At 64.7% G+C, this 12,224-nt stretch carries 18 protein-coding genes; 6 read left to right on the top strand and 12 right to left on the bottom strand.

Annotated features, from left to right (window positions below):
- The first annotated feature begins 61 nt into the window (after nucleotides 1–61).
- The 3 genes from ACJH7A_RS23420 to ACJH7A_RS23410 all read left to right on the top strand — a co-directional run bounded on the left by ACJH7A_RS23420 (nucleotide 62) and on the right by ACJH7A_RS23410 (nucleotide 1,602).
- Nucleotides 62–631 (top strand): hypothetical protein, encoded by a 570-nt coding sequence (locus ACJH7A_RS23420; RefSeq protein WP_061006253.1) that lies wholly within the window; start codon nucleotides 62–64, stop codon nucleotides 629–631.
- 388 nt (nucleotides 632–1,019) lie between these two features.
- Nucleotides 1,020–1,271: a hypothetical protein gene (locus tag ACJH7A_RS23415; protein WP_162563609.1), complete on the top strand. Its 252-nt coding sequence runs from the start codon at nucleotides 1,020–1,022 to the stop codon at nucleotides 1,269–1,271.
- Between the two features lie 88 nt (nucleotides 1,272–1,359).
- Complete coding sequence (locus tag ACJH7A_RS23410) at nucleotides 1,360–1,602, top strand: hypothetical protein (protein ID WP_162563608.1); 243 nt, start codon at nucleotides 1,360–1,362, stop codon at nucleotides 1,600–1,602.
- Between the two features lie 75 nt (nucleotides 1,603–1,677).
- On the opposite strand, the gene ACJH7A_RS23405 is transcribed toward ACJH7A_RS23410, so the two are convergent.
- Together ACJH7A_RS23405 and ACJH7A_RS23400 are read right to left on the bottom strand one after the other, a co-directional pair.
- Entirely contained in the window at nucleotides 1,678–1,863 is a 186-nt protein-coding gene (locus tag ACJH7A_RS23405; RefSeq protein WP_162563607.1) for a hypothetical protein, read from the bottom strand.
- A gap of 141 nt (nucleotides 1,864–2,004) precedes the next feature.
- A complete protein-coding gene (locus tag ACJH7A_RS23400) occupies nucleotides 2,005–2,913 on the bottom strand; it encodes a hypothetical protein (RefSeq protein ID WP_061006123.1) in 909 nt (302 codons plus the stop codon).
- Nucleotides 2,914–3,023: 110 nt separating this feature from the next.
- Here ACJH7A_RS23400 and ACJH7A_RS23395 point away from each other — a divergent pair, with 110 nt between their 5' ends.
- Nucleotides 3,024–3,950, top strand: a complete 927-nt coding sequence (locus ACJH7A_RS23395; RefSeq protein WP_234785299.1) for a GIY-YIG nuclease family protein — start codon at nucleotides 3,024–3,026, stop codon at nucleotides 3,948–3,950.
- A 20-nt stretch (nucleotides 3,951–3,970) separates the two neighbouring features.
- On the opposite strand, the gene ACJH7A_RS23390 is transcribed toward ACJH7A_RS23395, so the two are convergent.
- Complete coding sequence (locus ACJH7A_RS23390; protein WP_162563606.1) at nucleotides 3,971–5,020, bottom strand: hypothetical protein; 1,050 nt, start codon at nucleotides 5,018–5,020, stop codon at nucleotides 3,971–3,973.
- 221 nt (nucleotides 5,021–5,241) lie between these two features.
- Here ACJH7A_RS23390 and ACJH7A_RS23385 point away from each other — a divergent pair, with 221 nt between their 5' ends.
- Nucleotides 5,242–5,808, top strand: coding sequence for a recombinase family protein (locus ACJH7A_RS23385; protein WP_061006121.1), 567 nt, complete (start codon nucleotides 5,242–5,244; stop codon nucleotides 5,806–5,808).
- 38 nt (nucleotides 5,809–5,846) lie between these two features.
- Here ACJH7A_RS23385 and ACJH7A_RS23380 read toward each other — a convergent pair whose 3' ends face one another.
- The 8 genes from ACJH7A_RS23380 to ACJH7A_RS23345 form a co-directional block, all read right to left on the bottom strand.
- Nucleotides 5,847–6,959 (bottom strand): hypothetical protein, encoded by a 1,113-nt coding sequence (locus ACJH7A_RS23380; protein WP_131808819.1) that lies wholly within the window; start codon nucleotides 6,957–6,959, stop codon nucleotides 5,847–5,849.
- Nucleotides 6,960–7,161: 202 nt separating this feature from the next.
- Nucleotides 7,162–7,596: a hypothetical protein gene (locus ACJH7A_RS23375; protein ID WP_204158502.1), complete on the bottom strand. Its 435-nt coding sequence runs from the start codon at nucleotides 7,594–7,596 to the stop codon at nucleotides 7,162–7,164.
- Nucleotides 7,593–8,369 (bottom strand): hypothetical protein, encoded by a 777-nt coding sequence (locus ACJH7A_RS23370; protein WP_234785298.1) that lies wholly within the window; start codon nucleotides 8,367–8,369, stop codon nucleotides 7,593–7,595. Before ACJH7A_RS23370 ends, ACJH7A_RS23375 begins: the two co-directional genes overlap by 4 nt.
- Before the next feature lie 40 nt (nucleotides 8,370–8,409).
- Complete coding sequence (locus ACJH7A_RS23365) at nucleotides 8,410–9,168, bottom strand: YfbU family protein (RefSeq protein WP_061006119.1); 759 nt, start codon at nucleotides 9,166–9,168, stop codon at nucleotides 8,410–8,412.
- A 114-nt stretch (nucleotides 9,169–9,282) separates the two neighbouring features.
- The gene (locus tag ACJH7A_RS23360; RefSeq protein WP_061006118.1) at nucleotides 9,283–9,735 is read right to left on the bottom strand and encodes an N-acetyltransferase; all 453 of its coding nucleotides are present in this window, start codon (nucleotides 9,733–9,735) and stop codon (nucleotides 9,283–9,285) included.
- A gap of 1 nt (nucleotide 9,736) precedes the next feature.
- Nucleotides 9,737–10,231 (bottom strand): hypothetical protein, encoded by a 495-nt coding sequence (locus tag ACJH7A_RS23355; RefSeq protein WP_406802782.1) that lies wholly within the window; start codon nucleotides 10,229–10,231, stop codon nucleotides 9,737–9,739.
- A gap of 70 nt (nucleotides 10,232–10,301) precedes the next feature.
- Nucleotides 10,302–10,625, bottom strand: coding sequence for a hypothetical protein (locus ACJH7A_RS23350; RefSeq protein WP_061006116.1), 324 nt, complete (start codon nucleotides 10,623–10,625; stop codon nucleotides 10,302–10,304).
- Nucleotides 10,626–10,987: 362 nt separating this feature from the next.
- Entirely contained in the window at nucleotides 10,988–11,632 is a 645-nt protein-coding gene (locus ACJH7A_RS23345; RefSeq protein ID WP_061006115.1) for a hypothetical protein, read from the bottom strand.
- Between the two features lie 157 nt (nucleotides 11,633–11,789).
- On the opposite strand from ACJH7A_RS23345, the gene ACJH7A_RS23340 reads away from it, so the two are divergent.
- Nucleotides 11,790–11,915, top strand: a complete 126-nt coding sequence (locus ACJH7A_RS23340) for a hypothetical protein (protein WP_267886874.1) — start codon at nucleotides 11,790–11,792, stop codon at nucleotides 11,913–11,915.
- Nucleotides 11,916–11,936: 21 nt separating this feature from the next.
- On the opposite strand, the gene ACJH7A_RS23335 is transcribed toward ACJH7A_RS23340, so the two are convergent.
- Nucleotides 11,937–12,224: IS30 family transposase (locus tag ACJH7A_RS23335; protein ID WP_406802781.1), on the bottom strand; the 288-nt coding region annotated here is incomplete at its 5' end.

Genomic DNA, 12,224 nt, shown 5'->3' with positions numbered 1-12,224 from the left:
TTAGCCGGATCACCGCGAGCCCCACCGCGGCGTCGGTCCCTCCGCTTACGCTGACCCCACCATGCAGAGCAAAAAGCCGTGGCGCCCGAATCCGAAGCTCGAAGAGATCGCCCTAGTGGTGGCACGCGTCGAGCTGATCCCCGCCGACCGTCCCCTCACCTCAGGCGAGATCCGGATGCTCGACAGCCTCGCGGCCCGGCTGCGGCAGCGGTCTCGTAACGACCGGTCCGAAGGACTCCTCGACCTTCTACGCCGCGTGTCCGCGGTTCGTACCCGGACCCGCGAGGCCGGTGTTCCGTCACCCGGCGCGAAGCCTCCAGTTGGGAAAGGCGGCGGATGGCTCGGTCACACCCACCGCGAGCTGTCCGGGCTGGCGGCCAAACAGCCGCTCCAAGGCAAAGGCCTCGCGCGACTCCACGAGATCGTGAACGAGGCAGCACGCCTCGTAGAAAAGGGACCCGAGTACCGGCGTCTCTACGAGCGGGCGCTGCAGATCCAGAAGAAGGCCCTGCGGCCGCCGCGACAGAAGGGGCCGACCGGCAAGTCCCGCGGGCTCGTCAAGAACCCAGAGCTGTTGTTCGGCGGGCGCGAGGTGCTGGGCGGGGCACCGTCGACGGGGCGTAGGTCCTGACAATCCCGAGCTGCCCGCCCTCCGCAGCGCGATCATCAGCAGCCACCGCCGCAGCCGCCCCCGCCACAACTGCTTCCGCCCCCGCACCCGCTGTGCCCGCCCCCGCAACCTGAGTGGCCTCCGTGGCCTACATGGCCTCCGTCGCTGTAACCCGAGGAGTCTGCACCGGCCGTCCAGCCGGCGCCGGCAGCAGACCCGAACCTTCCGCGGCGGGCAGGTCCAAAGCGCCGAAGCCCCCGTCGCTTGACGGTTGCGAACAGGGCGATGAGCGCCACGTCGAACGCGATGACCACCACCGGAATCGTCCACCACATGGACGAAGCGCACCACCACCGCGGCGCTACCGATCCCAACTCCGGTGTCGCACCCGCCGCGTACCGTCCACGGCATGGGGATGCGCCGGGGTGTAGTCCGAGTCGCACTCAGCACGCGCACCGCCGACGACGATGACCACACCGCGATAGCCGGCACACCGCTGTGGGTGGTGTCCTGGACGGTGCGCGAACGCCCCGGTCACGAACGGACCTGGAGCGCGCCGAGCGCCTCCGAGACCGGGGCGCGCACCATGGTGCAGAACCTGCTCGCGGAGCGACTGCCGGGTCTCAGCGAGAGCGACGTGTACAGCGAGGAGTTGGACTGACCGCCTACCCGCACGGCGCACCCGGATGGCCTCGACTCTGCTCCTCGGACCACGACATCCCCGGGAGCGCAACGGAAAGGAGACGGCCGTGAAGCTCGCCGCAGCGATCACCGCCGCGCTAGGCGCTCTGGTCACGCTGATCGGGTCGATTCTGATGGTCCGCATCCGCCCCGACAACCCGCGGTACCAGGACGACGGCCTTCTCTACCCGGGGCAGCAGGAGTCGAAGGTCGTGCCGGCGCTGCTCCACGACCAGCAGTTGGCCACGGCCCTCATCGCCGCGGGCGGCGCGATCCAGATGGTGGCTACCGTCCTCGCTCTCGTGGCCTGATTACTGCGACTCACACGTGTGCTGGTCGACTGACGTCGCTCCAATAATCACCGCATGAGGTCGCCTCATCGACTCCTACGTGAACCAGCCCCGGATTCGATCCCACAGGCTGGGCGGCTTCGGCTCGGGTCGTTGCTGTGGATTGTTCTGCCGCCACGCAGGGACATCGCCGCACGGTTCTTCGATCCCGTAGCGGATGCCGCGTATGGGATCGGGCAGCGCACCGCGCTCACCCATGGTCGGCCGTCTCCGCTCGCTCACGCCGCCCGCCCTCCGATAGTCCGTCCGTGTGCAACTGAATGTAGGCCCGGCCAGACGTACGAAGGATCACTTCGATCGCATCTCCCATTCCAGCCTGCGCGACCGACTGCCCGGGCAAATTAACAGAGAGGGACCCGGGCGTCAGCCCTTACGCACGGGGATGGCCTCCGCCAGCTCGCCCGACAGTCGCCACCGGGCATGGTGGCCGTCCGCGACGGAACGGCCGGTGCTGAGGGTGATGTGGGCGGCGACGCAGAAGTCGTCGGCGGGGTTCCACTGCACTCCCGTCGGGCCGAACGATGACAACAGTCGCCTGCCCCCGAGTGCGGCCCATCGCCGATCATGAAGCTGGTCCCGCAGCGTCTCCGCCGATCCCAGCCCCGCCACCTCGAGCCGCTGAGCTTCGACGACGCCGTCGGAGCCCTCGTGGCTGTGATAGGCGCTGATGATGCCGTCGAGGGTCGGCTTCACGATGTCGGCCAACGAGTTCGCGGGCCTGTCCTTTCTCGTGTCCGTTACGTGGACCTTGAGAAGGAATCGTGTTGGCGCAGTGGCGGTCTCGGCTGGTGGCGCCGCGAAGTCCCGTATCGCCTTCCACACCGGGGCGGGCTTGCCGGTAACGGAGTCCACGGGGACCCCGGTGAACGCGGCCACTTGCTTTCCAGGTTTCCAGAACTCGTACGCGTCGTCGCGCGCCTCGCGGTAGCGCTGGTAGTGCAGGGTCGCACCTTCGGTAAGTCCGCTGCCCGACGGTGGCGGCGGCATCTCGTAGCCGCGTTCGAAGGTCACCGAACGTGCCATCAGTGGGCGGAGCGCGGCGCTCCCTACGTTGTAGAGCAAGACGTTCTCGGTATCGACAAATGCGCCGTCGTCGGCTGCGCTGTACACCGCGTGCAGGTTCCCACCCGACTTCGCAGCTGAGTCGCGCAGCGCTCGGCGCAAGTCGTTGCGCATGTCGAGCACCCAGTCGCGCGGTTCGAACGGCAGGCGGACCGTCGACCACAGCTCGATGACATCGGGGGCGGCTTGCAACACGTAGGGGACCGACATGCCGACACACTATGAGGCTGGCCGGTCGCCGCAGGGTCGACTTGCGCGACGGCCGGTCATGAACTTCGAACTCAGTCTCGTACCGCGACTCTGGCCGTAGTCTGCTCCCTGTGGGGAACCTGGACATCAACCCCGCCCCTGACGAGGGCGATGCCCCTGTCGCTGGCGCTTTTCTGACACTCGGCCACGTGCTTGCCGCGCTCGGCGCCGAGCACGACCCGCCCATCAGCCTCGACGACATCCGCGTGATCCGGCACAGCTTCAACACGGGGGAGGAGTTGGGTCTGCGCGGGCCGGAGGATCTGACCGAGGACAAGGTTCGGCGATACACGCGGTTCCAAGGCGCCTCACCCCGCCAATTCCCTCCCGAACCGGAGCGGTTCTGGGTGGTCCTGGTCGCCGACGGTAAGAAACGGTCCCGGTTGTGGGGAGTGTTCGAGAACCGCGGCGAGATCACCGCCGAGCGCACGGCCGACGTCCGATACTTCGATCTGCACCGCAGCGACTTCCTGACTCCGCTCGTCAACCGACTCGTCGTGGAGTGGGACACCCCGCGGGTCTGGCACCGCCGCGCTTCCCGCGTGGCGGGCATGCCTGTCCTCGAGATCGCCGACCGCGATCACGTTCCGTTTCCGGGGTTCGACAAGGTGCTGCTCACCTTCCACGAGCTCGGCGAGATGGTGTCGGATCGCCGCTACGCCGACTGGCGGGCCGCGCTGTCACAGGTGCAGGGCATCTACCTGATCACCGACTCCTCCAACGGCAAGCAGTACGTCGGGAAAGCCGATGGCGCCGAGCGGATACTGCAGCGGTGGAGGTCGTACGCACAGGACGGTCACGGTGGCAACCACGCGCTCAAGGAACTCGCCAAGATCAGCATCGGAGCCGGCGGCGGCAAGACCGACCATGCCCGGCACTTCAGATTCAGCATCCTGCGCGTGTTCGGCCCCAGCACCTCGCCCTCGGAAGTTAACGAATCAGAGTCCCACTACAAGCGGGCGCTGATGACTCAGGAGTTCGGCCTCAACCGGAACTGAGCACCCGAGTCAGCACGAGACTACTTCCCACGCATCTCGTCACTCATCCGCTCGAAGTAGGACTCGACTTGAGCTTCCTCGAAGTCGCTTATCTCCTGTTCCGTCGCGTCGTCCGCTTCCAGCTCGATCTCCAGCGGCACCCCAGCCTCGACGAGATGCTCCCGGCGATCCAGCTTGAGTCGGCACACTCCGCACTCGAACCGGTCGGCAGAGCCTTCCCGTTCGACATATGCAGCACCGGCGGGTTCGTACCCGTATTCCCCGGTATCCGAGTACTCGACCATCGGATGCCCGCGGTGCACCTCGTAGACCACCCAGCCCATGTTCTGGCACGCGGGGCATTCGTGCGGCGAGGCCTCCTCTCGGACCGAATCGATCGTCGGCGGCACCAGCGCGTACTGCTTGATGATCTCCGCTCTGCCCGCATCAACCAGGCTCCGCTCCAGCCTCTGGTAGTCCTCCCTAGCTCGGCGCACCATCTGCTCATACCGGGCCTTCGCCTCGGTGACCGCTTCGTCGACGATCGCGCGGACGAACTTCTCCGCCTCCTCGCCACCCCAATACCGAACCTGTTCCGAACGTTCGGTGCCTAGGTGCGTGAACACCTCGTCGGTGAGCAGCACCATCTTCTTGAGCGCGGCCTCGTTGGCCTTTGTCGACGCGACTCCGAGGTGAATGGCTGCGTTTCGGACCTGGAAGATCGATTCGAAGTCCTTCTTATTCAGCTTCAGGCTGCACTGAGCGTTTGCTCGGTCGAAGGCGACCAGTCCCGTGACCGTCGTCAGCTGTGGCAGGTGGTCCTGCATGGTTCCCTTGTCGTCCAGCGTCAGTGCTGTCTCGACCGCGTACTTGTCGGGCAGCAGGTGGAAACTCTGACGTGCCAGCGCGTGCTTGAGGAGAAGCTCCACAGCGGTTCCTATGGAGATCGCCACCCGCTGTGCGTCCCAGGCAGCCTCGCCGGGATACAACTCATGCACAAGGCGCGCATGGTGAGAAGAGCCGTCCCACAGAACATCCGGCAGTTTGTCGTACGCGACGTGATGAGCACCGGCTGGCCAACCCTGAGTCATGGGCTCACGGTAGTTCGCCCGCCGCACTCTTCTGGCGAGTATCGAGACGCCGGGGCACACTCGCGCGAAACAGTGATCGTGTCGTACATCTGGGGTGTACCCAAACGCGTCGCGGGCCGGTTTCTGTCAGTGCGCACATCTAGGGTCCGAATCGCATTGATGGACACAGTGTCGCGGCAGGTCTCAGAGGCTAACTCGACACATCAAGCCGGGGACGCACCGTGGGCGAACGAGTCGGGTATCTGCGAGTCAGTACTGCCGACCAGAACACCGAGCGGCAGCTCGACGGTGTTCCGGTGGATCGCGTCTTCGAGGACAAGGCCTCCGGCAGGAGCACCGACCGGCCGGCACTTGCCGAGGCGCTGCGGTTCCTGCGCGATGGCGACACCTTCGTCGTGCACAGCATGGACCGGCTCGCCCGCAATGTCGACGACCTCCGCCGCATCGTCCGCGAGCTCACCGCCCGCGGCGTCCGCGTCGAGTTCCTCAAGGAGGGGCTGGCCTTCGCCGGGGACGACTCCCCGATGAACAACCTGCTCCTGACCATGCTCGGGGCCGTCGCCGAGTTCGAGCGCTCCCTCATCCTCGAGCGGCAGAGGGAGGGCATCGCGTTGGCCAAGGCGCGCGGGGTCTACAAGGGGAGGAAGGCGAAGCCGACGGGTGAGCAGGCTGCTGAGCTGCGGGCGCGGCTCGCGGCGGGTGAGTCCGCGACGAAGCTCGCCGCGGAGTACGGCATCTCGAGGCAGAGCGTCTACAACTACCGCGAGGCGAAGGAGAACGCGGCATGATCGTGAACCCGGCGAACGCCACCCCCATCCCCGGCAAATTACTCGGGAAGTGCTTTCGCTGCTCGCCGCTCGATTTCGTAGAGGTAGAAGAAATTGTGCTTGGCTACTTCTCTTCGCGCCTTGATGAAATCCGCAGCTAGCTTACCGGCAGCAGTAGCCGCGCCAACGGAGGCGCCTACCCAACCTGCCACGTTGATAGTCTCCGCGACAGCGATTCCAATGCCGGGTCCCGCGTACGTTTTCAGATCACCCAGTGCGTTCAAGAAGAACATTTGGCGGAGCGATTTTTCCCGCACAAGTTCTTCCACCTCTTCTATCGCTGGCGACATTTTCGACTGCCATGTGAAATCAACGAATGCGGCAAATTCTTCGTCGACGGGGTGTGCAACCTGCCCTTTGACAAGCTCCAGAGTCGCGGACCGGAATCGACGAAGCGGGGCTTGTAATTGTTCCCGCGCGTGCCACACCTCCGTCCATTCAATCTGACGAATGGACGGCAAACGTTGAATCGCGCCGACACCCAAAGATCCCTGAGCATTCAGCGTTTGGGCGTAGGAGACCAAGTTGTCTTTCCCGAACTGCGTCGCCCTGATGTCGATATTGCCGCGCAAGTCATCAAGAAGCCCGATGCGCCCTTGGGTCTGGATAATATGATTGGCGAGTAATACTTCGCTCACACACTCGTCGGATTTCATATGCGTATACGGAGTACGCCTGACGCGATCAAGTATTTCCGAAAAGAGATCGTAGTCTCTTGGCAGAAGACTGTCGAAGACGAAATCAATCACGGAATCTCGATTTATATCCTGCATGACCTGCACGTGCTGCCAGATTCCGTCGACATCATCAACCGATAGCTTTGAGATTTCGTTTGAGTGCCACTCAACGACCATCTCATTGGCCGGCTCATCCAATCCGACCAGCACGTTATCTTCACCAAGATAGGACGAGTCGAGTCCCTCGAATTCGACTATGTCCTCGGAGACGTCTAGTAACTCAAAGTAGTCTGCGGCCTCCAGGGCATGGTCGCGCTCATCGGACCACACAACTAATTTGTCTGCGTACAGCAGGGCGGGCGCGATCGCACGGCTGCCGGTGCGCAAGCTGCTACCACCTGCACCCGGATGCCAAGTCACTACCATTTCAAGCACACGGACTCCTTCAGCGGCTGTCCACGTCAGTTTGGGAACTTGAGACTAAGGCAGTGAAGCCCGAAGCTCGCGCCGCCGCACGCACGTCTAGACCGGCCCGTTCATGCGTCGCTGCGAGCACGCGGCCGGTTGCGGCGCCGGGACGGTCGTGTCGCGGAAGTACTCAAGGAACTCGAACTTGTGCTGGTTACCTCTGGTCGGGTCAGAGATCGACGTCGCTGAAGAGTTGGTAGAAGTACGGGATGTCGTCGATTGGGCCGTTGTCGACCCGCTTGAAGGCCTTCCCGATCGGATTCACCCGCGACGCGGTGGACGCACGGAACACGGTGAGCGGCATGAAGATGCGGGTGATCTCCGGCGGGGTTCGCGCCCACTCGTAGCCAGCGTTCCGGACGAGTACCTCCCCGACGTAGCAGCCGAACACGAAGATGGTCTCGGCCACCGCGTCCGAACCCGGCTCCCGGAAGCTGTCCAAGACTTCGTCCACCAGCCTCAGCGACTCTGGGGTGTAATCGAGGTCGATGCCGGAGACGTTTCGCGCGGCATCGACGGCGCGTTGCGCCAGCTCGGCGGCGTGCTCCGGGTCCGGTGGTGCCGGAAGCCGCAGTGGACGGCCGTCCCACGCGGGGCCGGTCACTGCGGCACGACGAAGTCGGCGACTTGCACCCTCACCGCCGCGATAGCTTCGTCGATCCGTTCACGCGGCCACGCCACGGATCCGCCGAACGCCCACATCACCGCCAGTTCCCGCAGCTTCCCGATCACGTAGGAGAACTGCGGCAGCTTCAGAGGCGGCGCGTACGCGTCAGACTGAATCTGTTCCACGAGAAGGCCGTTCAGCCGGTTCGTCATCGCCTGATGAACCACCGGTGGCCCGGGTTCGCCGCCGTTCTCCGGCAGCGACAACCACAGTTCGACCTTGGTAGCCCGGGGGTCGCTGTCGCGGGTGAGCACCCGGTACGCGGCGGCGATGACCGCCTCACACGGAGCCCAGAGGCCGTAGTCGCCGATGAACGGGATGTCGGTGACCACCGCCGCCAGCTCGTACATCGCGTCACTGTCGGCGACGAGGCTGAGAAGCATCGCCGGTTCGAGCAGCGTCTGCATGCCGACATCCCCGCCGACTGTGCCCTTCTTCAGCGCACGGTCGACGATCTGCTGGCCTCGCTTGCTGAGCAGCGGCGCGCACCGGGAGTACACATCCGCGAGGCGGGGTTTGACGGCGTCGTTCAGTTCGGCCATTTGCGCCGTGGAGAACCGGGTGATGGCTACTGCTCCTTCGCCGTGACCAGGTGCGGGGGAGGGGAACCCGGTCCGCTCTCGGTTCTTGTCCGAGTCGTCGAGCTGGAACGTCTCGTCAAGGAACGCAACGTAGCCACCAGGCGCTCGCGCATATGCCTGCGCCAGCATCCCCTCAGCGGCCCTTCGTTCCCGCTCTCGCTGCGCTGCGTTACCCACGGTGTGACGGGTGGATCCGAGCCGCGGCGATCTGCTCCAGCTCCTCCAGGGACAGCAGGTAGTCATCGCGGCGGAACCCGCGGCCGCGGCTGTCCATGATGCGGCGGTGCTCGGCAAGCATCCGCTGGTACGTGTCCAGCACCTTGTGGTGCGAGTTGCCGCGGTCGTTACGGTCCACCTGCGGCTGCAGTTCAGCCCACCGGCCGTCGCTCATCAGGAACTTGACATAGTCGGCCATCTGCCCCTCGAGCCCGTCGCGGAAGTCGAAGCCGTGGAACTCCAAGTCGTAGCTCAGCTCATCGCTGACGGCGACTCCGTCCTTCGCCAACCGCTGGATGCTGTAGGTGATCACGCGGAACATGTCGAGGATGTCCAGCACCCGGTCGCAGTCACGCTTGGACAGCTCAGTCCGGAACCCTGCGACTTCGCGCCAGTACTCCCCGGTGAAGCCCGCCTCGATCACCTGCGCACGTTCCAGCTGATACTCGGCGTCTCCATCAATGTCGTTGGAGTCCTCGGGCAGCACTCGCGCGAGGATGCGGTGGAGCAGGGCAAGGACCTGCCGGTCGGCAAGTCGCATAGTTTCCGGTGCGGGCTCTTCGCCGGGCTCGACTTCCCGCTCGAACACCGGGACCACCGCAGCCAGGACCAGATCGCGCACGTACTCGCTGAGTGACACCCCCTCCGCGTCGGCCAACTCCTTGAGCTGGTCACGAATCCGGTCCTCCACGCGGATATTAAGAACGGCCACGCCGACTCCATCCGTAGTTGTGTATTACGCAAATCGTACAATCGTCATACACCATTACAAATATGAGATCTGGGAGTGGATGAGAAGGCGACCGGAGGCATTCTGTGGCAGGTTCTAAACCTCGCCAGCAGGCTGGATGAACAGGGTGCGGTAGCCGCCCGCCGGGTGCACGAACGGCTCCCATCCGAGCCTCGACCAGAATCGGTCCGCGCCCTCGCTGTACGCGAACAGCCGCCGATCCGGATGCCTCTCCATCAGGTCCCGCACCAGCTGCGTTCCAACGCCGCGGCCACGAGCCGCAGTGGATACTTCGATGAACTGGATCTCCAGCCGGTCGTCGCCCAACTCAGGGACGTTCGCGTACTGCGGGTTGATGCCGCCCGGGTCGTCGAACTCGACCCGCGCGACCTCGGTGTCGTCCTCGATCACCTGAAGGCACCACGGGTCGTCGCCGAGCTGGCGGTTCCACCAGTGCGGGTGCTCGTATTCCACGGCCTGGTCGAACGGAGGCATCCACCAGCGACTGCCGGCGTCCCCGGGGCGAAGATCGATGAGGTGGAGCGCCACTTCAATCCTGCAGCTCAAACGGCACCGCGCCGAAGTATCGCTCCCACTCGTCGTAGTCCGCTATACCGCTGAGGAGCCGCGCCACCGCGAGTTGGTACCGGTTGATGCGCAGCCCCTGGTGCCCGCCGCCGATCGGTACGATCCCACGGCCGCCATCCACGTAGACGTAATTGACGCGGTCCACCAACGAGCCGCGCCAGAAGATGTCGGCGATGCTGATCTCGCGGGTCTCGGCGTCGGGGAACGCCTCCGACCACTTGAACGTCAAGCTGTGCCCGTGCTGGCTCTGTGGCATCCCGTACGCGATCGTGAGATCGATGTCCGGCCGGTACACGGCCAACTCGGCGTGGGTGTCGTGGTCGAGGCCGGAGGTGCCGTCGGCGGGACTGCTCCATGCGCCGAAGCGGTCGCGGTAGGTCGGCCCCATCAGCTTGATTCGCTGCCAGTCACGCGCATGCGAGTTGGCGATGAGGGCGCGGAGTTCGTCGAAGGTCATGAGTTCTCCCGTGGAGTCGAAATGCCGCCGCGGTGCGGCTGAATCCACGGTAGCCAGCGGGTCCGACAGGTCAGACGGTAAACGGGTCGACGGTTTCGACGGACTCCCATCGCTTCCATGTACCGGCCGGGTACGACCGCAGCACCACGCCGAGATAGATGACCTCGACTGCGCCCTCGTTCTCTTCGCCACGCAGCCGCTCAATGTCGAGGTAGCGGGTGCCGGCGATGTGTTCCACCTCCCCGGAGCTGAGCCACATCGTGACTGCGCCCCGGTCGGACATCAGGCACTCGCGGTAGCGGTGCGCGTTGCACTTCAAAAGCGATGTCGCCATCGGCCCTGATGCCTCGAAGAACCGCTCGGTTGCCGTCACTTCACTGCTTGTGTTCGTCATGCCGGAAAACGCTACTTCGGAGGGGTGCACGCACTCGGTCGGAACGCCGGCACTGTGTTCGGCGCGGGTTCGCACATGAAGGGCTGAAGGGCACGTCCGTGTCACTCACCCCACTAAGAATCAGGAGAACCGCACCATGGTGATCTGCGGATACTGCAACCACCCCGGCTACCACGCCCAGTTCATCCCGCTGGGAGCTGACCCGTCGCAGCGGTGCGGTGATTGCCCGCGTTGTCGGCAGGAACGGACCAGGGACAGCGGACAGAAGGGCGTCGGTAGCTGACCGCCGGCCCCGGGACTGGTCGATCCGGTCCCGGGGTCAGCCTGTGTCCAGTACAGCTATCCGACGTTGGCAGACGACCTCAAGACAGCAGCGGAAGCGCTGTGTCGATGATCGCCTTGCCGAATTCTGTCCCGGCCGCAGTGGCGATCGCTGTCATCGCCTTCGTGGCCAGTTCCTTGAACTTTCCCTGCTTCGGCTCTGCCGATTGCGACTCGGCCCGAATCTCCAGCGCCAGCTGTTCGGCGTCAGAGCGCACCTGCTCGTCGGCGATGGCGGGTAGCGCCCGCTCGATCGCCCCGGCGAGGGCTCGGGCCTGCTCGACCTTCTGTTGAACGTTGACGTTCTGCGTGACGTTGTTGCTTCCGAACGCGACGGCGACGCCGCTGCTGCCCTCGATGTGCAGGTAGGGACTGTTCACTTCAATTACTCCCGGGAGGTCTCGGACGGATCGGCCAGACGCTGCATACTTCTCGCCGTAAGGGGTCAGGCGCGGCCGGATAACGACCCGCTGCATGGTGCCATGGCCATTCACGTAGCCCTCCTCCATAAGCCACTCGACCGCCGCGTTCAACTCCTGGTGGGTGACCTCCGCATCGGACCACGCGGTCGCGGCCATGAACGGTTCCGGTAGCGCCTGGGAGATGGTCTGTCCTTCGATCCGCAGTTCGTACAGCCACGCCAGCACTCCGTCTCGCAGGCGCCACAGTCGCTCGGCCTTGTTCACCTCAGGTTCCTCCTCAGCTCAGCCGCTATCGCAGCCTAGAGCCGGAGGCCGACAGGTCGCGGTGGAGAACCAGCGATCCGACACGCCGCCGGTTCCTGAATCCTGACGTACGGCGGCGCTACGGTCGGCGGATGCCGTCCGCGTTCAAGCAGCCGCCGTGACGTTCGTGATCGCGGAGATCCTCGCCGGCACCGACGGGCGCATCACGATGGTCGCGGACACCAAGGTGACTGTCTACGGAGACGTCACCCAGACGCGGCGCATCTACACCGGCGGTTTCTAGGGGTCGTCGCAACACTGCTGGTTATTGAGTCAGTAGTAGATCACGCAAGCGCTCGGCTGGGGTGTCCCAGTCGAGCGTTTTACGTGGGCGTCCGTTGAGTTGCTGGGCGACGTGTTCGAGGTCTTCGGGTCCGAACACACTCAGGTCGGTGCCTTTGGGGAAGTACTGGCGCAGCAGGCCGTTGGTGTTCTCGTTGGTGCCGCGCTGCCACGGGCTGGCCGGATCGCAGAAGTGACCTTCCCCCGAGACCGTGGAGGCATCAGCTATAAGGAGTAGCGATGTCAGAGAAGCGGAAGAAGTACGACCGGG

This window comes from Mycobacterium sp. SMC-17 (assembly GCF_045310915.1).
Classification (GTDB): Bacteria; Actinomycetota; Actinomycetes; order Mycobacteriales; family Mycobacteriaceae; genus Mycobacterium.
Note: the sequence above shows the minus strand (reverse complement) of the source record. Positions and strands in the feature narration are given on the sequence as shown.

Coding starts and splice junctions, on each gene's coding strand:
- ACJH7A_RS23415 (WP_162563609.1), top strand. CDS start 1,020: ATGGGGATGCGCCGGGGTGTAGTCCGAGTCGCACTCAGCACGCGCACC.
- ACJH7A_RS23400 (WP_061006123.1), bottom strand. CDS start 2,913: ATGTCGGTCCCCTACGTGTTGCAAGCCGCCCCCGATGTCATCGAGCTG.
- ACJH7A_RS23420 (WP_061006253.1), top strand. CDS start 62: ATGCAGAGCAAAAAGCCGTGGCGCCCGAATCCGAAGCTCGAAGAGATC.
- ACJH7A_RS23370 (WP_234785298.1), bottom strand. CDS start 8,369: ATGCTGGCGCAGGCATATGCGCGAGCGCCTGGTGGCTACGTTGCGTTC.
- ACJH7A_RS23390 (WP_162563606.1), bottom strand. CDS start 5,020: ATGACTCAGGGTTGGCCAGCCGGTGCTCATCACGTCGCGTACGACAAA.
- ACJH7A_RS23350 (WP_061006116.1), bottom strand. CDS start 10,625: ATGACGAACACAAGCAGTGAAGTGACGGCAACCGAGCGGTTCTTCGAG.
- ACJH7A_RS23355 (WP_406802782.1), bottom strand. CDS start 10,231: ATGACCTTCGACGAACTCCGCGCCCTCATCGCCAACTCGCATGCGCGT.